A 23,274-nucleotide genomic window follows, 5' to 3' on the forward strand; every position below is an offset into this window, starting at 1 on the left:
TGCTTTTTACAATGTTAAAATGAAGGGTGAACTTAATGAGGATGTGACGTATATGCTTGGCGTATTGAATAAAATGTTTGATCCGAATAAAAGAGATTTAAAACGTCTAGAAAAGATTGCAGATAGAGTCGAAGAGCATGCGACCGAAATGGAGCAGCTTTCCGATGAACAACTGAAAGCGAAAACGGTAGAATTCCAGGAACGGGTTGCGAACGGCGAATCGCTCGACGACATTCAGCCGGAAGCGTTCGCGGTCGTCCGTGAAGCTTCGCGCCGTGTACTTGGCATGTATCCGTTCCGTGTACAAATCATGGGTGCGGCTGCTTTGCATGAAGGGAATATCGCTGAAATGAAGACCGGGGAAGGGAAGACGTTGACGTCAACGCTCTCGGTTTATTTGAATGCGCTGGAAGGCAAAGGCGTCCACGTCGTAACGGTGAACGAATACCTCGCGAGCCGTGATGCGAATGAGATGGGCGAGCTATTCGAATTCCTCGGAATGACAGTCGGCTTAAACTTGAACAGCTTGTCGAAAGAGGAAAAGCGCGAAGCGTATGCAGCGGACATTACGTATACGACGAACAATGAGCTAGGGTTCGACTACTTGCGCGACAATATGGTTTTGTATGACGAGCATAAAGTGCAGCGTCCGCTTCATTATGCGGTCATTGACGAAGTCGACTCCATTTTGATCGATGAGGCACGTACGCCGTTGATCATTTCCGGACAAGCGGCGAAATCGGCGGAGCTTTACCGATTGGCAAACCGTTTCGTCATTACGCTCAAAAAGGAAGAGGATTACTCCTATGACGAGTCGACGAAAGGTGTCGTTTTGACGGAATCGGGTATCGAAAAGGCAGAGAAAGCTTTCGGCATCGAGAACTTGTTTGACTTGAAGCATGTCACGTTGAACCATGCGATCAACCAATCGTTGAAGGCGCATGCGAGCATGCATATCGACGTCGATTACGTCGTCCAGGAAGGCGAAGTCGTCATCGTCGATTCATTCACGGGCCGTTTGATGAGTGGCCGCCGTTACAGCGATGGCTTGCATCAGGCGATTGAGGCGAAGGAAGGCTTGGAAGTCCAGAATGAAACGATGACGCTTGCAACGATCACATTCCAGAACTTCTTCCGGATGTATGACAAGCTATCCGGTATGACGGGTACAGCGAAAACGGAAGAGGAAGAGTTCCGTAATATTTACAATATGAATGTCATCGCCATCCCGACGAATCGGCCGATCGCACGGGACGATCGTCCGGATCTCATCTACGCTTCGATGGACGGGAAATTCAAGGCGGTTGCCGAAGACATTAAAGAACGCCATCAAAAAGGGCAGCCTGTCCTTGTCGGTACAGTGGCAATCGAAACGTCTGAAATCATCTCGAATTACTTGAAGAAATACGGCATTCCACATAATGTATTGAATGCGAAAAATCATGGCCGTGAAGCCGAAATTATCTTGGGAGCTGGGCAAAAAGGCGCTGTGACGATTGCGACGAACATGGCGGGCCGTGGTACGGATATTAAACTTGGTGAAGGCGTACAAGAGGTTGGTGGACTTGCTGTCATCGGTACGGAACGGCATGAATCACGCCGTATCGACAACCAGCTGCGCGGACGTTCAGGCCGTCAAGGAGATCCGGGTGTGACGCAGTTCTACCTGTCCCTTGAGGATGAATTGATGCGCCGGTTCGGTTCCGAGCAAATGAAAGGCATGATGACAAGGCTTGGCATGGACGATACGACGCCGATCCAATCGAAGATGGTATCGCGTTCCGTCGAGTCTGCGCAGAAACGTGTCGAGGGTAACAACTTTGATTCCCGGAAACGTTTGCTGCAATACGACGATGTGCTCCGTCAACAGCGTGAAATCATTTACAAGGAACGTAATGAAGTGCTCGCATCAGAGAATATCCGCGACGTTCTTGAAGGCATGCTGACGAATGTCATCGATCGTGTCGTTGAGATGCATGCGCCTGAAGACAAAGATTCGGAATGGAAATTGAAAGGTCTTGAAGATTTCCTCGGTGCAAACCTTCTTCCGGAAGGCCGACTCACGGTTGCGGACATGGAAGGAAAATCTGAAGAAGAATTGAAATCAATGATTCACGATGCGGTCATTGAACGATATAATGAGAAGGAAGCTGAAATGTCCGAGGACCGGATGCGCGAATTTGAAAAGGTCGTCCTTCTTCGTGCGATCGATTCAAAATGGACCGACCATATCGACGCGATGGATCAATTGCGTCACGGAATCCATTTACGTGCATATGGCCAAACGGATCCACTTCGTGCGTATCAAGCGGAAGGCTTCGCCATGTTCGAGGATATGGTAACAGCTATCGAAAACGATGCCGCGAAATATGTCATGAAGGCTGAAATCCGCAACAACCTCGAGCGTGAGGAAGTCGCAAAAGGGCAGGCCGTCAACCCGAAAGAGGACGGCGAAAAAGTGACGAAAAAGCCGGTGCGCCGCGCGGTCAACATTGGTCGTAATGACCCGTGTCCTTGCGGAAGCGGCAAAAAGTACAAAAACTGCCACGGCAAATAATTGTTGCCCGGCACGAAACGCAACAACTTTACTTCCCATCAAAAGCCGTCACGAAGAACGGCTTTTGCGAGTAAAAGCGTAGCGTTACGAGCAGTAAGCAGAAGGCAATCTCAGTTTTATATTTCAGGAGGAACAACTATGATGGAATTATCCGATGTGCGGAACGAGCTAGACAAAACAGCTAAGAAATTAGCGGACTTCAGGGGGTCTCTTTGACTTAGAAAACAAAGAGGCACGTATGCAAGAATTGGACGAAGTGATGCTGGAGCCAGGCTTCTGGGATAACCAGGAAAACGCGCAAAAAGTCATTTCAGAATCGAATGCATTGAAGGCGTCAGTCGGTTCATTCCACGAATTGAACGACACGCAGGAAAATTTGGAGATGACGCTTGAATTGCTTCGTGAAGAAGCCGACGAAGAGCTGCAAGAAGAATTGGTCTCCGAGTTGAAAGAGTTCAAGAAAAAAATGGAAGACTTCGACTTGCAAATGCTATTGAGCGACGAGTTCGACAGCAGCAATGCCGTCCTTGAAATCCATTCAGGCGCAGGCGGAACGGAGTCACAAGACTGGGCTTCCATGCTGCTGCGCATGTATACAAGATGGGCAGAGGATCAAGGCTATAAAGTGGAGACGCTTGACTATCAAGCTGGGGACGAAGCCGGCGTGAAGTCCGTGACGCTTTCCATCAAAGGCCATAATGCGTACGGCTATTTGAAAGCGGAAAAAGGCGTCCACCGCCTCGTCCGTATTTCGCCGTTCGATTCTTCCGGCCGTCGCCACACGTCCTTCTCTTCTGTAGAAGTGATGCCTGAGTTCGACGGAGACATCGATATCGAAATCCGGACGGAAGACTTGAAGATCGATACGTACCGTTCAAGCGGCGCGGGCGGCCAGCACGTCAATACGACGGATTCCGCAGTACGGATTACGCATATTCCAACGGGGGCGATTGTGACGTGTCAAACAGAACGTTCACAAATCAAAAACCGTGAGCGTGCGATGAACCTCTTGAAAGCGAAGCTTTATCAAATAAAGGTTGAAGAGGAAGAAGCTCGTCTAGCTGAAATTCGTGGCGAGCAAAAAGAGATCGGCTGGGGCAGCCAGATCCGTTCTTACGTGTTCCACCCGTACTCCATGGTGAAGGATCACCGTACGAACGAGGAGTCCGGAAATGTCGGTGCAGTAATGGACGGGGAAATCGATATGTTCATTAACGCATATTTACGTTCGAAAATTTCATAATGAAAACAAAAAAAGCGCACTCCGGTGCGCTTTTTTTGTTTTGTTCAACAAGATTGAAATGCCGTATTTATGATATCGATCAATTCCCGGGATTTATCGATCAATTGCCATTGGATATCAATCATTTCCTCCGACTTATCGTTCATTTCCTGACATTTATCAATCATTTCCCAAGACTTATTGTCATTTCGTGACTAACGAACTACACAAGTGCCAATGAAGTTTTGAAATTCCCTTTTATGTGTATAGTAAAAGGTAAAGGCGAGGAAAACCGATTGGTGAAAAACTTTCCATTTTGTCATCAATTTGATAAAAATGGGCACCGTACCTCACGGTGTTGGATCCCAATCCTTTGGTATACTAGGGGATGTAGCATAACTTTTTGACAGGAGGAAACAACAATGAAGAACAAGCTAGTAGCAATGATGTTTGGTGCGGCGCTTGTACTTGGCGCATGTGGAGGCGGAGACAATGCAAACGACTCCGGCAACGGAAACGGTGAGACAGCTGCCGTAGATGCAGATAAAGTTTTCCAAAAGAGTTGCGCGACTTGTCATGGCGGCAATCTTGAAGGACGCGGAAATGCACCGGCATTGGCGAACATCGGATCAGAGCTTTCTGAAGAGGAAATCCATGACATTATTCAAAACGGTCAGGGCGGCATGCCAGGTGGATTGATCCAAGGGGAAGAATTGGATGCTGTTACAAAATGGCTAGCTGAAAAGAAATAAGTTATTTGAAAACGCAATGGGTCATAACAAACCTGTTGCGTTTTTTTATGTGGATGAAAACCAATTGGAAATTCATACCCTTACTATTGCAGGGATATTACATAGCAGTGGCTCAATATGCTGAATTCCATGCTTTATATCAAAAAATCTACTATTGTTTTCATAGTGAAAAAGGGAAGCTCGCGCCTTTCGTGGGAATTTGACAGTTCAAGTGATTATATTGTTGAATCGTGCTGGGCCAAATGAAACATATCTGTAATACTTAGCAAGCCTATACATGTTATAATGAATTTGTCGGCAAAAAATGAGGAATACAATACGATTCAGGTGGTTTTTACATGATTGTAATGAAAGATGTTTATAAGAAATACCCGAACGGGGTCGTTGCTGCGAACGGCATCAACGTCGAAATTGGTCGAGGCGAGTTCGTTTATGTCGTTGGACCTAGCGGAGCGGGGAAATCGACGTTCATTAAAATGATGTATCGCGAGGAATCCCCGACAAAAGGCGACATAATCATCAACGGCATAAATCTTGCGACGTTGAGGAATAAGAGAGTCCCTTATTTGAGAAGGCAGATCGGCGTCGTTTTCCAAGACTTTAAACTGCTTCCTAAATTGAATGTTTACGAGAATGTCGCATTTGCGCTTGAAGTGATCGAGGAATCACCGAAGCAGATTCGCCAAAAAGTGAATGATGTGTTGGCGCTGGTCGGATTGACGCAAAAGGCGAGGATGTTCCCGAATGAGTTATCGGGCGGCGAACAGCAACGGGTTTCCATAGCCCGATCGATCGTCAATGTCCCGAAGGTCGTCATAGCGGACGAGCCTACAGGTAACCTGGATCCGGATACATCTTGGGAAATTATGAAGATATTTGAACAGATAAATGCGCGAGGCACGACAATCGTCATGGCCACGCATAATAAAGAGATAGTAAATACAATCAGACATCGGGTCATCGTCGTGGATGGCGGCATGATCACAAGAGATGAATATGAAGGGGTATACGATTATGAAAGCTAGGACGATGGGGCGGCATCTCAGAGAAAGCCTGAAAAGCCTCGGCCGGAACAGCTGGATGACGTTCGCCTCTGTCAGTGCGGTTACCGTCACACTTCTGCTCGTCGGGGTGTTCATCGTTATCATGATGAACTTGAACCAGTTGGCGGATAATATTGAGAACGATGTAGAAATTAAAGTCATCACGGAACCGGCTGCAGATGCCGAGGCTGTGAAAACGTTGGAAAAGCAAGTCCGGAAAACACCCGGTGTAAGCGAGGTCATACATGCGTCCAAGGACGAAGAATTGGACAAGATGATTAGTTCCTTCGGGGATGAATTGAACCTTTATAAACAGAGCAATCCATTAGGGGACGCTCTCTATGTAAAAGCGACAGATCCGCACAAGACGGCTGAAGTCGCCAAGAAGATCGAATCGTACGACAACGCGTATCAAGTCGTCTATGGTGAAGGGAAAATTGAGAAATTATTCAATGTACTCAATATGAGCAGAAACATTGGAATGGTGCTCATTTTGGCCCTATTATTCACTGCTATGTTCTTAATTTCAAATACGATCCGTCTCACAATTGTTGCGAGAGGACGAGAAATTGAGATTATGAAACTCGTAGGCGCCACGAATAGCTTTGTGCGAATCCCATTTGTACTCGAAGGTGTGTGGCTAGGTATTCTCGGGTCGATTATTCCAATGGTCGTCATTTCCGTTTCATACTACGAGCTTTATACACAATGGCAGCCTAGATTGCAGAATGAATTATTCCAATTATTGAATGCTACACCTTTCATTCTCCAAGTGAATGGGCTTCTACTATTCATGGGCGTATTTATCGGCGTATGGGGCAGTTTCATGTCTGTCCGTAAATTTCTTAGAATCTAATAGGCTGTCAAACAAAAGCGGGGAGTGCTGTAGGGTCCCCTGATAACGGCCTGATTGTGATCGAAACAACCTGCAGCATTAGCTTAAAGGGGGAAATAAGAAGTTGAACAAGCGCAAATGGATTATGGCAAGTTTTGCTATCGTCTTCCTGTTGACGTCGGTTGTAGGCGGATCAGGGGCTTTGGCAAGTTCATTGAATGATTTGAAGAAGGAACAAAAGCTGAACCAACAGAAAAAGCAAAATCTGAAATCCAGTATGAATAATAAAGAGAATGCGATCAAGGCGACTGAGAATGAAATTGATAAGTTTTTAAAACAAATCAGTGCCTTGAATAAAGAAATTGAAGAAACGAACGCAAATATGAACCGTGTCATTACTAAGATCAACAAAACGAATGAAGAGATCGATGCTTTGAAGGCATCGATCGAGGATCTTGAGAATAAGATCGCTGAACGTGACGTCGTCCTTCGGGAACGGGTGCGTGCAATGCAAGTGAAGGGCAACGATGTAAATTATATAGACGTCCTGCTCGGAGCAAACAGTTTCGCAGATTTCATCGACCGTTTTTCAGCAGTCACATCGCTGATGGATGCAGACCGCGATATTATGCGAAAACAGCAGGAAGATATCGAGCAGCTGGAAGCGGAAAAAGCTCTCGTTGAGAAGAAATTAAGTGAACTGAAAGATAGTAAAGCACAGCTTGAGAAATTGAAAGCGAACCTTCAGTCGAAGAAAAAAGAGAAAAATAAAGTGATTGATCAATTGGAAGCGGAGCAGGAAAGGCTTTCAAGGGAAAAGAAACAATTAGAGAAGGAATTCCACGAAGCAATTGAAGTCGATGCACAGTTGGAGAAGAAAATAATCGCTGAACAGAAACGTATGGCGGAAATCGCTCGTAAAGAGGCAGAACGCAAACGGAAAGCGAGAGAGGCGGCTGCAGCGAAAAAACCGGGCGCATTGCCGCAAGTATCAAACGGCTTCTGGACGAGACCGGCGAATGGAACGTATTCCTCTTCGTTCGGCTGGCGGATACACCCAATCTATGGTACGAAGCGTCAACACCGTGGAGCTGACATTGCAGCACCGATCGGAACGCCGGTCGTAGCGGCCGGGGACGGAGTCGTTTCCTATGCGGGGAGCATGGGAGGCTACGGGAATGTCATTATGATTACCCATTCAACAAACGGCGGCATCTTCACGACAGTATATGCCCATCTATCGAAAATCAGCGTCAGCAGCGGACAAGTTGTTGACAAAGGCACCTATATCGGAGCTATCGGCAATACGGGAGCATCCACGGGTCCTCACTTGCATTTCGAAATGCACATTGGGAACTGGACGGCATCCGGTCCGAGCGCTGTGAATCCGTTACGATATGTATCATTTTAACTAAAACTTTTAGAACTGTACCCCGATTGGTCATCAATCTGAGGTGCAGTTCTTTTTTTGTGGTCCTTTTCAGGCTTGCGCTGAATGATATTTTCACCTTCTACTGCAAGTTCACAAAGTCTTCCCATTTGTACGCGATACTGGAAGCATTATGCTCGCAACATCGATTTTTTTCCTTTAGCATTACCATATACGGAGTAAAGGGGTTAACCTCGGATGACTGTCACAAAACTGTTTTTAATCGGTAATTTCACGGCCCCGTCAACGTGGGTCGCTCTCATGATTGCATTCATTCTTTCATATATTGCTATCCGGCTAAAATTCGGCAAACAGCCCGCAAGCCGGTTCGGGGACGCCATTTTTTATATCATCATTATATGGAAGTTGTCGGTCATCATTACCGATTTCAAGATTGTCATCAAGGCACCGTTCGCACTTCTTTATTTCAACGGAGGGACGTTCGGTTTCATCCTTGGATTGGCCATCGTCGCGTTCAAGATGTGGGTCGATTGGCGGAAAGGCAGAATTGATAAGGATATGTTCGTCGTCCTATTTATAGGCGCTGTTTCTGTCCAAGCCGTCTTCCAAGTGATGATGGTGCTGTTGAATGAAGGCAGCTTGATTGCACGTGTTGGAACGGCTGTCATCTTCCTAGGACTTTTATTTTTCATTTGGAAAAACTCACATTCAAGCGGAAGCCATATCGTTCAACTATCTTTGCTGTTCATTGCAGCCCATGTCTTTGTCGCTTCCATCCAGCCGAAAGGTTTGATGAATCCGCCACTGCTTGTGACGTTGCTGATCGGCTTATTTTTCACGGTTCTTTTTGTGAAGGGACCTACATTTGAACAAACAGACGGAGGTAAATAGGATGAATAAGAAAGTGATCGGTTACGTAATCGCCGCGTTGCTCATCGGATCGATGGTCGTAATCATGGTCAACGAAAATTTAAAAAAAGCGGATCCGATTGATAAGTCCAACGTGCTTATCGAATCGAAGGACGGATCAGGGGAATTTGCAGCAGGTGAAGTCGGACTGGACTTCGGAAATCTCCCGCCCGACTTCGAATTGACGACATTGGATGGCGATACGCTCAAATTGTCCGAACTGAAAGGGAAAAAAGTCGTTCTCAATTTCTGGGCAACATGGTGTCCGCCATGCAAGGCGGAAATGCCGCATATGCAAAATTACTACCGGAATTCTGCGGAAGAGAATAATGTGGAAATCGTCGCTGTCAATTTGACGAGCAGTGAGAACCGGGGCGTGAAAGTTGTGCGGGAATTCATTGATTCATACGGATTGACGTTTAAGATTCCGTTGGATGAAACAGGGATTGTCGGAGAGGAATATCAAGTGTTCCAAATTCCAACGACCTATATGCTGAATACGGATGGGACGATCTCCCAAATCGTAAAAGGGCCGATGGATGAAGCAACTTTGGAAACACTCATTGATGATTTAGATTGAGGAAAGCCGGATTTCTGTTGTCGTAACATGCCCATCCCGTTCATATAGTGGACGGAGGAGGGATGTTATCGATGCGCAGAAGCCGGTTTTTAGTTTTTGCGATATTAGCGGTAATGGCGGCAGGCGTATTTCTAGTGTTGGACGGTTGCTCGTCGGATAAAGGAAAAAGGGCGGATTCGACATTGAAAGAGGCGTTTCCCGTCATTAACGAAGCGTATGGCCTCATCCAGGAGAAAGCGGTGTACCCGGTCGAAGGGGACAGGCTCATTGAAGGCGCGTTGCGAGGAATGGCGGATGTCATCGGCGATCCATATTCCACTTATCTTACGGAGGAGGAGGCCGAGTCGCATCGGGAATCACTCGCCGGAGAGAAAGTCGGAATCGGCGCGGAAATAACGAGGTCTGGCGGCAGGTATATTATCGTTGCACCCATTAAAGGGTCTCCTGCTGAAAAAGCGGGGCTGCAGCCTTATGACGAGATCGTGCGTATTAACGGGGAAGCACTAGGTGGCTTGACGTTGCAGGACGTCGTCAAGAAGATTCGGGGCAAGGAAGGGACCGCCTTGGAAATGACGATTTACAGGCCTGACTTGAATAAGCATCTTGAGTTGAAAGTGATGCGTGACGTCATTCCAGTGAAAACGGTAACAGCTGAATTGATGGAGGAAAGGGGCACGAAATTCGGTTACATAGCGTTGACGATGTTCGGTGATGAAACGGCTGCCGAATGGAAGAAGGCGACCGATGAAATGATCAAAGGCGGTGCCGAGGCACTTGTAATCGATGTCCGCGGTAATCCGGGCGGCTATTTGCGCGCGGTCGGTGAAGTTGCAGGAAGTTTATTGCAGGAGGATTCGGTCTTCGCCTATATGCAAAATGCAAAAGGCCAATTGACGCCGCTCGTCGTGGAGCCTTCCGAGAATTTCAAGTTTGATGAAAAACTGAAAAAGATCCCTGTCGTCTTGCTTCAGGATAAAGGGAGCGCATCTGCGAGCGAAGTGCTAAGCGGCGCATTGAAAGACTTGAAAAGAGGCTTCATTATAGGAAAGGTGAGCTTCGGAAAAGGGACTGTCCAAGATACGATGGAGCTTTCGAATGGCGGAGAAATGAAACTGTCGACCCATAAATGGCTCACACCGAAAGAGACGTGGATCCATGGAAAAGGCGTCGGTGTCGATTTGGAGTCGGAGCAAAACAAGCTGTTCACAGAGCATATCCGATTCTCGACAGATGTCTATGCTGTCGGTGATTATCATGAGGATATCGCATACGCTCAAAGGTTGTTGGCGGGCCTCGGCTATTCGCTCGAACGGGACGACGGCTATTTTGACGAGTCGACAGCTATTGCCGTCCACGAATTCCGGGTAGATGCAAAAGTGTCCTCCGAGAGCATCATGGACCGCAAATTCTTCGCGGCAATCCGTGAACGGGTTGAGAATTATCGAAAAGATAAAGCAAATGATATTCAGCTGCAAGTCGCGATTGGATATGTGCATCATTTGTTGAGTAATTGAATTGTTCCTCCCTGCACCTGCAGGGAGTTTTTTTATTGAGAATAGTAGTAATTACCTGGAAGAGAAGACTCAATTCAGAGAAAATTTCTCGGCTGTCTCACACGTGAGACGTTTCTTTTGATACAATAGGGAATAATCATGTTTTCGGGGATGGGATGGTGACAGTTGATGAGTGAACAAGTACTAATGGATCTGTTAGAAGCTATTGCACTATTTTTCCTGAATCCAGTTTGGTTGGTTGCCGTAGTGGCAGCGGTTGGTTTAGGGTATTTCCGGGTGAAACGTGAGCGGCGCAGTTTCCTTGTGCGACTTCACCCCGGCTTGACGGAAATGAAAAGGGTGCTCGCCGAATCATGGCTTCCGGCGTTGATCGTATCCGTGTTAATATCGGGAATCGGTCTGTCCGTTGATGTCGGTTGGATTGTGCTCTTTTCGGCAGTCGCCATTTTGTCGATGATCTCGTTTTATTATCAGGCAGCATCACCGATCTATTTTGCAACGATTGCATTTTTCGGCTTGTATGCTCTCCAGCAATGGATTCCGGGTACCGACACTTTGGCGTATCGAGGGTGGTCGGTTGGTGACGTCGATCTGTTCGGGGACATGGCACTTACGGTTCCTGTCATTGCAGGACTTTTCCTCATAGTGGAAGGGTTCCTCGTCCGCCGGCATACTGCCGCCTATTCTTCTCCGTTCTTGACGAAGACGAACCGCGGTTTGCGGGCGGCTGCATACAAAAGCAAACGGCTTTGGCTGTTGCCGATTGTTTTTATCGTGCCAGGGGAGTTGCTGTCGGCATTCGCGCCGTATTGGCCGCAATTTACGATAGGGGCGACCGTTTTCAGTTTACTTCCGGTACCGATCATTATCGGCTTCTCTCAAGTCGCTCGGGCAAGCTTTCCGGATGTGTTGTTCCCGAAAATTGGACAAGCGATCACCGTCATTGGGGTCGTTGTCGTTCTAGTTGGGGCATTTGCATGGTGGATGCCGATCCTCGGGTGGGCAGCTTTGATTATCGGAGTTGTCGGCAGGGTGATGCTCTCGATTATAGTCGCTGTGCGGGAACAAAAAGGCGGATTCGCTGCTGCACCACAATCGACGGGTGTCATCATAGCGGGAATTTTGCCGAACTCGCCGGGTGAAAAACTCGGATTGGTTCCAGGGGAATGCATCCGCAAGGTCAATGGCATCCAAGTGTCGAATGAAAAGGAATTGTATGATGCGATTCAAGTGAATGCAGCCCATTGCCGTCTGCAAGTGATCGGCCGCGACGGTGAAGTGCGGCTCATGCAGCAAGTGCTCTATCGTCATGATCATCACCGGTTAGGACTGCTCGTCGTCCGTTGATCCTATTCGGAAGGTTTGGTGGAAAATGGATATCGCCACATTGGAAACAAAATTGATGCTCGCCTTGTTCCTGCCTGGATTGCTCGTCGTGTTTTTCACACGAGTCACGTTCCATCATCTCGTCGGGCTCGCCTTGACGATTGCGCTCATCGCGGCATCGGTTTATGCGGGTTACACGCATAACTGGATCCTGTACGCGGCGGACGCGCTTTCGCTGACGGTCGGTTTCTGGTACGCGACGCGGATGGTGAATAGGGCGAAGAGGCAAGAAGATCAGGTGGATGAATGAATAAGAAAAAGCCGCTCCGGTGATGGAGCGGCTTTTTGGTGATTGCGGAGGTCCGCGGGTTCGCGCAGCGTTCACACTCTTTGACGCGATTGACAAATAAAGAATTACATAAATAAGCTGTAGATAGCGAGTACGCCGATCGTGCCGAGGACGACCGGCATGACACCGCCGCCTAGAAATGCGATGAGAAAGGCTGTCGCAGCGCCGATGACGCCGAACAGGATGTTGCCTTCCTGGACGAAAATGATCGCCGGGAAGATGAGCGCCCCGAGTACGGCGTAAGGAATGTTGCTGAGCACGCCGCTAACGATCGGGGGCAGCTCCTTTCCATCGAGGAATGTGAGAGGCACCATTCGTGGGATGTAGGTGACGATCGCCATTCCGAAAAGCATCCACCAATATGTCGGTCCCATTAGTATCCCTCCTTTTCCTTGTGCAGGACGTGAGCGTTTTTGCCGCGCCGTGCATAGATGACTTCAATGAGTATCGCCGAACCGAGCGTCGAGACGAGGATCGCCCAGCCGGTGGAAAGCAGGTCGCCGATATAGATGATGCAGTGGATGGCGGCTGCGACGGCAGCGAGCATGACGACTTTTCGGTTCCCTTTCATGGCGGGCACAAGCAGGCCGATGAACATGGCGTACAGGGCAATGGACATGGCAACTTGCAGGAATTCGGGCAGAGTGGCGCCGACAAGGTGGCCGGCTATTGTGAAGATGACCCAGCTGCCGTAGGCGATGATTGTTACGCCGAAAGCATAGGCAGTCGGGATTTTCCCTTCTTTTCCTGTCGCCAGAACGGAGAACGATTCGTCTGTGATGCCGAATGAGTAGATCGCCTTCACCCATTTCGGCGCGCGATGCATCTTTTCATTCAGCGAAGCCGTCATTAGGAAGTGGCGGATGTTAACGATGAATGTGTTGATGACGATCGTGAATGGGTCAACTCCGAATGAGATCAGATTGAGCGATATGTATTGGGCTGCACCGGCGTAGACGAATATACTCATGGCGGTCGCTTCGATGAGAGAGAGGCCGGTTGTTTTGGCGAGCAATCCGAATGTGAGGGCGATCGGGAAGTAGCCGATTGCGATACTGAGTCCCGCTTTCAGGCCGGCAATGAATTGATTTTTCATGAGCTGTCACATCTTTCTAAATATGTATGATTGAAATTATACTATATTTTGACGTTTTGGTGTTATTCTATAAGGGAAAAGGGAATATTCGAGAGTATATATTAATAGCAGGGATCGGATAGGTCGATTGTTGATAGGCGAGGGTGTTGCACATGGATGAATGGTTAGATGTTGATAAGATTGTTGAATTGTCGGGGCAGTATAAGGCGTTGGGGCCGTTTATCGGTCTGCTTTTGCCTTTCATCGAGTCCTTTTTGCCTTTTTTGCCGCTGTTTGTGTTCGTGTTTGCGAATGCGGGCGCTTATGGGCTTTGGTACGGTTTCATTTTGTCGTGGGCGGGTACCGTTGCGGGTTCGTATGTCGTGTTTCTGATTGTCCGGAATTATGGCCGTAACCGCTTTTTGCGCTTTTTGACGAGGAATGCGCGTGTGCAGCAACTCATCGGCTGGGTGGAGCGGAACGGGTTCGGACCGCTATTTCTGCTCATCTGTTTTCCGTTTACGCCTTCCGCGCTTGTGAATCTAGTGGCGGGCTTGTCGAATATGAAGAAGAAGAACTACTTGGTTATATTAATGGCGGGGAAGTTCGTCATGATTTTCACAATCAGCTTTATCGGTCATGATTTGAAGGCGCTGTTCACGCAACCTGTGCGGACGGGAATAGTCGCCGGGATCATCGTTCTGTTATGGGGTGTAGGGAAGTGGCTGGAGAAGCGGCTCGACCGGAAAGTGGAAGAGGAATCGAGTTCGATTTTTCAAGAGGAAGAGAAAGATTGAGTAGTTATGCGTGAATTTCTCCGTTTATGCGTGAGTTTAGCGCGTTATGCGTGAGAAATCGGATTTATGCGCAATTGCAGCGGTTTATGCGTTTTTTTAACGGTTTATGCGTGAATAAATGCATTTATGCGTGTTTCGTGGACCGCGGGGGTATTTCAATCCGGGGTTCAGCTCGTCGCGCTGGATGCATTTTACAAATCAATGAATCAATTAAATCACTTGCGCCTTGGCGTAAGTGCGTCCAGATTTTGAATTGCGCTTGCGCAATTAACTCCTTTCAAAATCTGTGACATCCGCCGGGGGCATTAACTTAATTCAGCAGGGTGTTCCCTGCTAAGTTAATTGAAAATCTAGTATTTATCCCGCATCCTATAGAAGTGAAAGACTCCAGCTAAATTAAGTTAATAGTTCCTGTCCTCCTAAACTTTCGGTACAATGAAGGGAAGGATGATAGGAATTTTTATTTTGCAGGAAGGGGGAAAGTGCCATGACATTGCGTTTTGTGACCGGACGAGCCGGGACGGGGAAGACAACGGTCATTGAGCGGGAGATTGCAGCGGAGCTTGAACGGGAACCATTGGGGCCAGCAGTCATCCTGATCGTGCCAGATCAGATGTCGTATTCCATGGAACTGAGCTTGTCGGTGAATTTCGGCCTGAATGGATTGATCCGCGCGCAAGTTTCCACTTTCAAGCGGCTTGCGTGGCGGGTGCTCCAGGAAACAGGCGGCATTACGCGGAAGGAAGTCGACGGGTTCGGGTACAGGATGCTCGTGCGGAGTGTGCTGGAGGAGAACCGGGAGGAGCTGAAGCTGTTCAAGCAAGCTGCGAATAAGCGGGGCTTCACGGAAAAAATCGGCGATCTCATGAAAGAGTTCAGCCGCTATTGCCTCGACCGGGAAACGTTGGCCGAGTTCCGCCAACAACTGGCTACAGCGGATGCCCCGAGGACTTTGCAGGACAAAGTGAGCGATCTTTCATTGTTGCTCTCGAAAATCGAGGAGCGCCTCGGCACGTCCTATGTCGACAGTGAAGGGCATTTGGCGTTGTTGGCGTCCCAAATCAAACACTCGGAACTTATAAAAGGCGCACATATTTATATAGATGGATTTGAAAGTTTCACAGCGAGGGAATATGAAATCATCACCGAACTGATGAAACATGGCAATCGGGTGACGGTCGTCTTGCCGATGGAATCCGATTTGTCGGGGCATGCGGATCATGAGCTGTTCTTCAATCCTGTCCGCACGTCATTGAAGCTCCGGGAGATTGCGCGCAATGAAGCGGTCGACATCGAAGAGGGAATTCACATGAGTGTACCTCTCCGGTTCAAAAATGACGAGCTGCGCCATTTCGAGAACGAGTTCGAGAAATATCCTCCGAAGGAAAGGCCTTCTGAAGCGGCGGTTTCCTTGATTGAAGCGACGGACCGGCGTGCGGAAATCCATGCAGTGGCTAGAAAAATCCGCGAACTCGTCATGAAGGGTGGACGGTATAAGGAGATTTCGATTTTATACCGGCAGCCGGATAAATACGATGAACTCATTGAAACGATATTTTCACAATACGATGTCCCGGTCTTCATTAGCCGGAAAAAGCCGATGCTCCACCATCCGCTTATCGAATTTACAAGGTCCGTCCTTGAAGCGGTAACGTCGGGTTGGTCATATGAATCGGTATTCCGCGCGGTGAAGACGGATCTGTTCTTTCCGCATCGGGAAGATAAGCTCCTTTGGCGGGAGCGCGCGGATCGTCTGGAAAATTACGTACTTGCGAATGGAATCTACGGCAATCGGTGGTTTGATGAAGCCAGGTGGAAAGTGAAGCGATATCGTGGTTTGGAATTGCATACGACCGTGCAGACCGATGAGGAACTGGAGTTGGAGCGGGAGCTGCATTTGATTCGCGATCTGATCCGGGAGCCGCTTGCACAGTTCGAAGGCAGGCTGAAGCGTTCGAAAAATGGACGGGATGTCGCAGAGTCGCTCTTTTTATTCATGGAATCGCTGCAAGTATTCGATAAGATCATCGACTTGCGGGCAGAGGAGGAGCGTGCGGGCCGTCTGTTGAACGCGACTGAGCATGAACAGGCTTGGGATTCATGGATCAATGTCCTTGACCAGTTTGTCCTCATGTTCGGGGACAAGGAGATGGAGCTGAAGGAAGCCGCGCGCATTTTGGATGAAGGGTTCGATACGCTTGAATTCACCCGCATTCCGCCGTCACTCGATCAAGTGACGGTGACGACGATCGAGCTCGCGAGTCTCATGGAAATTGAGGTTGGCTTCGTCATCGGTGTCAATGACGGCGTCCTGCCTCAACGGATCGATGCCGAGGGGATTTTATCCGACTCTGACCGGGAATGGTTCGCGATGAGCGGACTGGAGCTTGCCCCATCTTCGAAAATGAAGCTCATGGATGAATCGTATATGGCATACCGTGCGTTCACTTCGGCGAGGGAAAAGCTTTTCATTTCGTATCCAATTGCGGATGAGGAAGGGAAGTCGCTTTTGCCTTCGCTATACATCCCTCGCATCCAGCAACTATTACCAGGGATCGGGCTGCAGTTGGCGGTGTCGGATCTGTCCGAATTGCTGAATGAAGAGGAGCAAGCTGATTATATTATCCACCCTCGTACAGCGCTCCCTTACGTATCGATGAAAGTGAAGGAAGCGGAGCAGACGAGCGAGCTTGCAGCCGAATGGCGTGCAGTTCTCGCATATTACGAGGATGACCCATTATGGTCGTCCGTCTTGCAATACATTACGAAGCCGCTGATGGACCGCAATGAAACGGAGCGGCTCGCGCCAGCTATTACGGAAGGCTTGTATGGCAAGACATTCGTCTCGAGCGTATCAAGAATCGAATCGTATTACAGCTGCCCGTTCCAGCATTTCGCTTCTTACGGGCTCGGGCTGCAAGAGCGGATGGAATTTACACTCGAGGCGCCATCGATCGGCGATCTGTTCCATGCTGCGCTGAAATGGGTTTCGGATGAAATGAACCGGACGGGAAGGTCATGGACGGAGTTGTCGAAGGAGCAATGCTGGCAATTGGCGCGGGACGCGATGGAGCATATTGCGCCGATGTTCTTCAACCGCATTTTACTTTCGACGAGCCGCTATCATTATATTCGCCGGAAACTGACGCATATCGTGACACGCACGATTTTTGCGCTCGGCAAACAAGCGACAAAAAGCATGTTCCGTCCGATTGCCATCGAAGCGGCATTCGGACCGGGTGAGCAGCTGCCACCTCTTGAAATTCCGCTCCGCCGTGGGAATCAAATGAATTTACGCGGCAGGATCGACCGGGTCGATGCGACGGAAATCGACGGAAAGAATTATGTGCGGATCGTCGACTACAAGTCATCTTCCAAGCAGCTGGATCTGACAGACGTCTATTACGGCATCTCCTTGCAGATGCTGACGTATCTCGATGTCGCCGTCGAGCATGCGGAGGAGTGGATCGGGTTCAAGGCGGATCCCGCTGGAGTGCTTTACTTGCATGTCCATAACCCGATGATCCGCACGGAGCTCGAGCTGACAGAAGATTTGATTGAAGAAGAGATATTGAAATCCTATAAAATGAGAGGCTATTTGCTCGATGATCCCGAGGTCGTCATGGGGATGGATGCGCAGCTCGGCAAGTCGTCGACTGTCATTCCGGCCGCATTGAAGACGGACGGGACATTTACGAAAGCTTCAAAAGTGCTGTCGCCGGATGATCTGCAAGTCGTCCGGAAGTTCGTGAGACAGCGTCACCAGCAGGCAGGAGATGGAATGCTTGCGGGGGATGCCCGGGTGTATCCGTACCGGTTGAAGGATAAAATGCCGTGCCAATATTGCTCGTATCGTTCGGTATGCCAGTTCGACCCGACGAATCCCGAGCAGAAATACCGGCACTATGAAAGCTTAAACCCGGAACAATCCCTTGAAATGATGCGGAAGGATGTGAATGATGATGAACATTCCAGTTAAACCGGCGGACGTGACGTTCACGGACGCCCAGTGGAAGGCGATATGGGCATCCGGGAAAGATGTGCTCGTCTCGGCTGCGGCCGGTTCCGGGAAGACGAAGGTGCTCATTACACGGATGATTGAGAAAGTGTTGAGCGAGCACAATCCGATCGATGTGGACGAATTGCTCGTCGTCACATTCACAAATGCCGCGGCTGCAGAAATGCGACACCGGATGGCAGAAGCATTGGAAGAGGCGATTGCCGAAAATCCTGGCTCCATCCATTTGAGAAGACAGTTAAGCCTATTGAATAAAGCGCAGATTTCCACATTGCACTCGTTCTGTCTAAACGTCGTCCGCCAATATGCATACTTGATCGACATCGATCCGGGGTTCCGCATCGCGGATAGCACGGAAGCAGCATTGCTGCGCGATGATACGATCGGTGAAGTGCTTGAGGATGCTTATAACGCAGACAATCCGGAAGCGATGTACCGGCTTGCAGACAGCTTCACATCGGACAGGAACGACCAGTCGATCGAGACGCTCATCGACAGGTTGTACGACTATTCGCGGGTGCATCCGTCACCAGAAAGATGGCTACGAATGATTCCTATGCAATATGAGTTGGATGACGATGTGACGATCGACGAACTCGATTTCATCGGCCCGTTGAAAACTGCGATCCGCCATACGCTTGAGGAAGCAATCCATCTGACAGAAGATATGAAGCGGATTGCATTAATGCCTGAAGGTCCCGAGCCGTTAGCTGCTACAGCTGATGCGGATCTGCAATGGATCCGGGAGGCGAAGCGGCGGGTAGAAGAAGGAACATGGGAAGAGACGTATGCGTTTTTCGGGTCGCTCACATGGGTGAAGGCGGGCACGATCCGGAAAAACACATGCGATGAGGAATTGGCGAAACGGGCGAAATCGCTCCGGGATTCCGTGAAGAAAATCGTCAATTCATTGAAAGAGTCGTATTTTACAAGGACACCGAAGCGTCTACTGGATGAAATCCGTCTCATGGCGCCGATGATGCATACGCTTGTCGAACTCGTCATCGATTTTGGGAAGCGGTACGGAGAAGTCAAGATGGACCGCGGACTCGTCGATTTCTCGGATCTTGAGCATTTCGCGCTGCAGATCCTTGCGGCGGAGAAGGACGGGGAGCTTGTGCCGTCCGATATCGCGGTCGATTATTTGAACAGGTTCGCGGAAGTCCTCGTCGATGAATACCAGGACGTCAATCTGCTACAAGAGGCGATCATTCAGCTCGTGAAGCGTGGCAGCGAGGCGGACGGGAATTTGTTTATGGTCGGTGACGTGAAACAATCGATTTATCGTTTTAGATTGGCGGAACCTGGGTTATTTCTTGGGAAATACAATCGATTTACGTCGGATGATGGAGAAAATGGTCTGAAAATCGATTTAAATGCCAACTTCCGAAGCCGGAAGGAAGTATTGGATGCGACGAATTTCATCTTCTCCCAAGTGATGGGGGAGCGGGTCGGCGAAGTCGAATACGATGAAGCCGCCGCTTTGAAATACGGCGCCCGTTATCCGGAAAAGGAAACGCCTGCCGCGTTGACGTTGTTATACGAGGCGGACGAAGATGATATCGAAGATGAGGCGACGGAGCTGACAGGGCAAAGCTTGAAAAGCTCTCAGGCAGAAGCAAGGTATATGATTCGGAGAATTAAAGAGTTGATGGCTTCGGGCGCAGAAGTGACAGATGCGTTCACGGATAAAAGGCGTCCTCTCGAATACCGGGATATCGTCATCCTTATGCGCTCGATGACGTGGTCAGGAGAAATCGCCGAAGAGTTCAAGCTTGCGGGCATCCCGATCTACGCGGAATTGTCGCGCGGCTATTTCGAGGCGATCGAAGTGATGATCATGCTCAACACGCTCCGTGTCATTGACAACCCGTATCAGGATATCCCGCTCGCGTCAGTCCTTCGTGCACCATTCGTCGGCATGACGGAAAACGAGTTGGCGCAAGTACGGCTCGCCGCAAAAAACAAGCCGTTTTACGAAGCGCTGAAACTGTTCATGGCGACAGGCGGAGCGGGAATTGCCGCGGAAACGCAAGTGAAATTGCAACGGTTCTTCCTCATGTTCGAGGACTGGCGCAATCTCGCTCGGCGGGGTTCGTTGTCGGAGCTCATTTGGCAAGTGTATGCCGATACGCATTACTATGAAATGGTTGGCGCGATGCCGAATGGGAAGCAAAGGCAAGCGAATTTGCGCGCGCTGCATGACCGAGCCATCGATTATGAGAAGACGTCCTTCCGCGGGCTTTTCCGTTTCCTTCGGTTCATCGACCGGATGCAGAAGCGTGGAGATGATCTCGGTGCTGCCCGTTACGTAAGTGAAACGGAGGATGTCGTCCGGATCATGACGATCCACTCGTCGAAAGGGCTTGAATTCCCGTACGTGTTCGTAGCGGGAGCAGGCAGGCAATTCAATAAGATGGACTTCAATGAACCTTATTTATTCGACCAGCATTTCGGCTTGGCGGTAAAGGCGATCGACCCGGAGCTGCGCATTACGTATACATCCCTTCCGTTTTTAGCGATGAAAGAGAAGAAGGAGCTCGAAATGCGGGCGGAGGAGATGCGCGTGCTCTACGTGGCGATGACGAGGGCGAAGGAGCATCTTGAATTGATTGCCACCATTAAAGATATTGAAAAGTCGATCGGCAGTTGGCAAGATGCGCAACTTATCGAGGCGGGCGAAATGCTTCCGGAATATACACGATCTCGTGCAAACGGCTATTTGGATTGGATCGGTCCTGCCATTGCACGCCATCCGGATTTCGAGAAATTCGGTTTCATGTATGGCGGCCGTTCCGTCGATGATCCGTCGAAGTGGGAAATAACGGCGTATCCTGTTTCTTCTTTCTTGACGATGGAAGAACAAGAGGAGGAAACCGTTGACAGACCGGCACCGGCGCGAACGGAGAATGTTATCGACGCAGAGTGGTCCGATGAAGTGAAGCGGAGATTCGACTATGTCTATCCGTACATGGCTAGCGTAGAGAAGCGTTCGAAGCAGACGGTGAGCGACTTGAAAAGGGTGGCGCTGCTCGAGAGGGAACCGGACTTTGACGACTTCTTCTCAACGAAGGATGATGAAGTGAGCACTCCTTATTTACATGACCGTCCTGCGTTCATGCAATCAAGGGCGCTGTCGGGGGCGGAAATCGGTACGGCGATGCATACGATCATGCAACATGTCGATCTGTCGAAGACGCATACAGTGCAAGACGTGGATCGGTTCGTCACCGAGTTGACGACACGCCAATTGTTGACGGTGGAAGAGGCGAATGCAGTCGACGTGAAAGCAGTCGTCCGATTTTTCGAGACGCCGCTGTACAAGAGGATGGGCGGATCTCCAAGGATGCTGAAGGAAGTGCCGTTCACGTATGCATTCGACGCAAATGACGGCGACCACCAAATCTTACAAGGGATCGCCGACTGCCTGTTCGAAGAAAAAGATGGCTGGGTGCTGCTTGACTATAAAACGGACAGAATCCGAGGAAGATTCAGATCCGATGAAGAGATTCAAGTTGAAATGCAAAAGCGGTACGGCATCCAATTGAGCCTTTACAAAAAAGCGATCGAATCGATTGCGGGAATACCAATAAAAGAAATGATCCTCTACTTGTTTGACGGGGAGAGGATTATGCATGTTCAGGAGGAATCTGTTTGAACGCAACACCTACGATTGGAAACCGCATTGAATCGTTGGATATACTGAGGGGCTTTGCGCTCCTCGGCATATTCATCGCGAATATGCTCACTTTCCATTCACCTTATTTTTATATAGATCCATATACTTATTTCAGCACGCCGAGTGATATGGCATCTTACAAGTTGATCAATCTATTTGTAGAAGCGAGTTTCTACCCGATTTTCGCAATGATGTTCGGATATGGTTTGAATATGCAATATGAAAAAGCGATAGCGAATGGGAAATCATACGTGCCGATGATGGCGAGACGAATGGCGATTCTCATGGGAATCGGCCTAATTCATGCGCTGTTCATCTGGTCGGGAGATGTTTTATTCGCGTATGCGCTTATGGGCTTCATCATGTTGGCGGTCGTCAGAGTTCCGAAAAAATGGCTTCTTTCGATAGCGCTTATCGTCTACTTGCTTCCGACTGTCCTGTTCATCGTCGGAATTTATATTTTGACGAAGCTTGACCCGAATCAGTTGATGGAAGGGTTTGTCGATATCCAGCAAATCGAATTGGCGATTACCGCATATGCGCATGGAACGTACGGCGAAGCGCTCATCTTCAGGATGTCGGAGTGGCTCATCATCGGCTTGACGAACTCGTTCTTAGGCATTTTCATGGTGCTGCCATTGATTATGCTCGGTGCCGCTTTCTCGAAGTGGAACCTGTTTGAACGCGCGGCTGAAATGAAAGGAAGAATTGCCGTTGTCGGCATTATTACATTAGCAGCCGGGATTTTCATTAAATCATGGCCGTATATCGATGGGTATGAATTTTACAATCGATTGATCCAGCAGCTGATCGGCGGCCCTATATTGGCGATTGGATATGCCTGCGTCATCATTCTGCTCTGTACGTTGCCTATTTTCCGGACGATCTTCCGGCCGATTGGGAAGGCGGGGCGATTGTCGTTGACGACGTACTTGATGCAGTCGATTATCGCGACGCTCCTCTTTTACGGCTACGGTTTCGGGCTCTATGGAAAAGTGGATTTGGAGACAGGTACGATGATTGCTGTCGGCATTTTTGCCATCCAAGTCATCTTCGCGGAGCTCTGGTTGTTGAAATTCCGGATGGGACCTTTCGAATGGCTTTGGCGGAAAGGGACGTATGGGGAAAACATGCCGAAAAAAGAGGAGAAAGAGCAAGCTTTGTAGAATTGTAGTATGTGATTGAAATACTGCTTTCGTTTAGTTAAATGAAAATATTTTCATATTAT

At 49.0% G+C, this 23,274-nt stretch carries 18 protein-coding genes; 15 read left to right on the forward strand and 3 right to left on the reverse strand.

What is annotated here, in order from left to right; all coding sequences use genetic code 11:
• The first annotated feature begins 52 nt into the window (after positions 1-52).
• Both secA and prfB read left to right on the forward strand, forming a co-directional pair.
• On the forward strand, positions 53-2,557 hold the full coding sequence (secA, locus tag NIT04_RS04570) for a preprotein translocase subunit SecA (RefSeq protein ID WP_252502418.1): 2,505 nt from the start codon (positions 53-55) through the stop codon (positions 2,555-2,557).
• A gap of 141 nt (positions 2,558-2,698) precedes the next feature.
• Positions 2,699-3,800, forward strand: a protein-coding gene (gene prfB / locus NIT04_RS04575) for a peptide chain release factor 2 (protein ID WP_252503190.1) whose coding sequence is annotated in 2 segments (ribosomal slippage) — positions 2,699-2,770 and positions 2,772-3,800 — 1,101 coding nt in all. Because the reading frame shifts where the segments join, the coding sequence is not laid out codon by codon here.
• A gap of 44 nt (positions 3,801-3,844) precedes the next feature.
• Here the strand turns inward: prfB and NIT04_RS19065 are convergent.
• Positions 3,845-3,967, reverse strand: a complete 123-nt coding sequence (locus tag NIT04_RS19065; RefSeq protein ID WP_256470576.1) for a hypothetical protein — start codon at positions 3,965-3,967, stop codon at positions 3,845-3,847.
• Positions 3,968-4,201: 234 nt separating this feature from the next.
• On the opposite strand from NIT04_RS19065, the gene cccB reads away from it, so the two are divergent.
• The 9 genes from cccB (at position 4,202) to NIT04_RS04620 (ending at position 12,438) form a co-directional block, all read left to right on the forward strand.
• The gene (gene cccB, locus NIT04_RS04580) at positions 4,202-4,531 is read left to right on the forward strand and encodes a cytochrome c551 (protein ID WP_252502419.1); all 330 of its coding nucleotides are present in this window, start codon (positions 4,202-4,204) and stop codon (positions 4,529-4,531) included.
• A 338-nt stretch (positions 4,532-4,869) separates the two neighbouring features.
• The gene (gene ftsE / locus NIT04_RS04585; protein ID WP_252502420.1) at positions 4,870-5,556 is read left to right on the forward strand and encodes a cell division ATP-binding protein FtsE; all 687 of its coding nucleotides are present in this window, start codon (positions 4,870-4,872) and stop codon (positions 5,554-5,556) included.
• Complete coding sequence (gene ftsX / locus NIT04_RS04590; protein WP_252502421.1) at positions 5,546-6,430, forward strand: permease-like cell division protein FtsX; 885 nt, start codon at positions 5,546-5,548, stop codon at positions 6,428-6,430. The genes ftsE and ftsX overlap by 11 nt, the downstream gene beginning before the upstream one ends.
• 103 nt (positions 6,431-6,533) lie before the next feature.
• Positions 6,534-7,820 carry a murein hydrolase activator EnvC gene (locus tag NIT04_RS04595; protein WP_252502422.1) on the forward strand — a complete coding sequence of 429 codons (1,287 nt, stop codon included), beginning with the start codon at positions 6,534-6,536 and terminating at the stop codon, positions 7,818-7,820.
• 216 nt (positions 7,821-8,036) lie between these two features.
• Entirely contained in the window at positions 8,037-8,690 is a 654-nt protein-coding gene (locus NIT04_RS04600) for a hypothetical protein (RefSeq protein ID WP_252502423.1), read from the forward strand.
• Position 8,691: 1 nt separating this feature from the next.
• Complete coding sequence (locus tag NIT04_RS04605) at positions 8,692-9,288, forward strand: peroxiredoxin (protein WP_252502424.1); 597 nt, start codon at positions 8,692-8,694, stop codon at positions 9,286-9,288.
• 71 nt (positions 9,289-9,359) lie between these two features.
• Entirely contained in the window at positions 9,360-10,802 is a 1,443-nt protein-coding gene (locus tag NIT04_RS04610) for a S41 family peptidase (protein WP_252502425.1), read from the forward strand.
• A gap of 168 nt (positions 10,803-10,970) precedes the next feature.
• Positions 10,971-12,149: a PDZ domain-containing protein gene (locus tag NIT04_RS04615; protein ID WP_252502426.1), complete on the forward strand. Its 1,179-nt coding sequence runs from the start codon at positions 10,971-10,973 to the stop codon at positions 12,147-12,149.
• A 25-nt stretch (positions 12,150-12,174) separates the two neighbouring features.
• Positions 12,175-12,438: a CsbA family protein gene (locus NIT04_RS04620; RefSeq protein WP_371922499.1), complete on the forward strand. Its 264-nt coding sequence runs from the start codon at positions 12,175-12,177 to the stop codon at positions 12,436-12,438.
• Positions 12,439-12,542: 104 nt separating this feature from the next.
• Here NIT04_RS04620 and NIT04_RS04625 read toward each other — a convergent pair whose 3' ends face one another.
• Both NIT04_RS04625 and NIT04_RS04630 read right to left on the reverse strand, forming a co-directional pair.
• Positions 12,543-12,851: an AzlD domain-containing protein gene (locus NIT04_RS04625; protein ID WP_252502427.1), complete on the reverse strand. Its 309-nt coding sequence runs from the start codon at positions 12,849-12,851 to the stop codon at positions 12,543-12,545.
• Positions 12,851-13,573: an AzlC family ABC transporter permease gene (locus tag NIT04_RS04630; RefSeq protein ID WP_252502428.1), complete on the reverse strand. Its 723-nt coding sequence runs from the start codon at positions 13,571-13,573 to the stop codon at positions 12,851-12,853. The genes NIT04_RS04625 and NIT04_RS04630 overlap by 1 nt, the downstream gene beginning before the upstream one ends.
• 152 nt (positions 13,574-13,725) lie before the next feature.
• Here NIT04_RS04630 and NIT04_RS04635 point away from each other — a divergent pair, with 152 nt between their 5' ends.
• The 4 genes from NIT04_RS04635 to NIT04_RS04650 all read left to right on the forward strand — a co-directional run bounded on the left by NIT04_RS04635 (position 13,726) and on the right by NIT04_RS04650 (position 23,212).
• A complete protein-coding gene (locus tag NIT04_RS04635) occupies positions 13,726-14,349 on the forward strand; it encodes a TVP38/TMEM64 family protein (RefSeq protein ID WP_252502429.1) in 624 nt (207 codons plus the stop codon).
• 487 nt (positions 14,350-14,836) lie between these two features.
• Positions 14,837-18,328, forward strand: coding sequence for a helicase-exonuclease AddAB subunit AddB (gene addB, locus NIT04_RS04640; protein ID WP_252502430.1), 3,492 nt, complete (start codon positions 14,837-14,839; stop codon positions 18,326-18,328).
• On the forward strand, positions 18,306-22,025 hold the full coding sequence (gene addA / locus NIT04_RS04645) for a helicase-exonuclease AddAB subunit AddA (RefSeq protein WP_252502431.1): 3,720 nt from the start codon (positions 18,306-18,308) through the stop codon (positions 22,023-22,025). Before addB ends, addA begins: the two co-directional genes overlap by 23 nt.
• Positions 22,022-23,212 carry a DUF418 domain-containing protein gene (locus NIT04_RS04650; protein ID WP_252502432.1) on the forward strand — a complete coding sequence of 397 codons (1,191 nt, stop codon included), beginning with the start codon at positions 22,022-22,024 and terminating at the stop codon, positions 23,210-23,212. The genes addA and NIT04_RS04650 overlap by 4 nt, the downstream gene beginning before the upstream one ends.
• Positions 23,213-23,274 lie beyond the last annotated feature (62 nt).

It is taken from the genome of Sporosarcina sp. Marseille-Q4943, assembly GCF_943736995.1.
In the GTDB taxonomy this organism is placed as follows: Bacteria; Bacillota; Bacilli; order Bacillales_A; family Planococcaceae; genus Sporosarcina.

Coding starts and splice junctions, on each gene's coding strand:
- secA (WP_252502418.1), top strand. CDS start 53: ATGCTTGGCGTATTGAATAAAATGTTTGATCCGAATAAAAGAGATTTA.
- NIT04_RS19065 (WP_256470576.1), bottom strand. CDS start 3,967: ATGATTGATAAATGTCAGGAAATGAACGATAAGTCGGAGGAAATGATT.
- cccB (WP_252502419.1), top strand. CDS start 4,202: ATGAAGAACAAGCTAGTAGCAATGATGTTTGGTGCGGCGCTTGTACTT.
- ftsE (WP_252502420.1), top strand. CDS start 4,870: ATGATTGTAATGAAAGATGTTTATAAGAAATACCCGAACGGGGTCGTT.
- ftsX (WP_252502421.1), top strand. CDS start 5,546: ATGAAAGCTAGGACGATGGGGCGGCATCTCAGAGAAAGCCTGAAAAGC.
- NIT04_RS04600 (WP_252502423.1), top strand. CDS start 8,037: ATGACTGTCACAAAACTGTTTTTAATCGGTAATTTCACGGCCCCGTCA.
- NIT04_RS04605 (WP_252502424.1), top strand. CDS start 8,692: ATGAATAAGAAAGTGATCGGTTACGTAATCGCCGCGTTGCTCATCGGA.
- NIT04_RS04610 (WP_252502425.1), top strand. CDS start 9,360: ATGCGCAGAAGCCGGTTTTTAGTTTTTGCGATATTAGCGGTAATGGCG.
- NIT04_RS04615 (WP_252502426.1), top strand. CDS start 10,971: ATGAGTGAACAAGTACTAATGGATCTGTTAGAAGCTATTGCACTATTT.
- NIT04_RS04620 (WP_371922499.1), top strand. CDS start 12,175: ATGGATATCGCCACATTGGAAACAAAATTGATGCTCGCCTTGTTCCTG.
- NIT04_RS04625 (WP_252502427.1), bottom strand. CDS start 12,851: ATGGGACCGACATATTGGTGGATGCTTTTCGGAATGGCGATCGTCACC.
- NIT04_RS04630 (WP_252502428.1), bottom strand. CDS start 13,573: ATGAAAAATCAATTCATTGCCGGCCTGAAAGCGGGACTCAGTATCGCA.
- NIT04_RS04635 (WP_252502429.1), top strand. CDS start 13,726: ATGGATGAATGGTTAGATGTTGATAAGATTGTTGAATTGTCGGGGCAG.
- addB (WP_252502430.1), top strand. CDS start 14,837: ATGACATTGCGTTTTGTGACCGGACGAGCCGGGACGGGGAAGACAACG.
- addA (WP_252502431.1), top strand. CDS start 18,306: ATGATGATGAACATTCCAGTTAAACCGGCGGACGTGACGTTCACGGAC.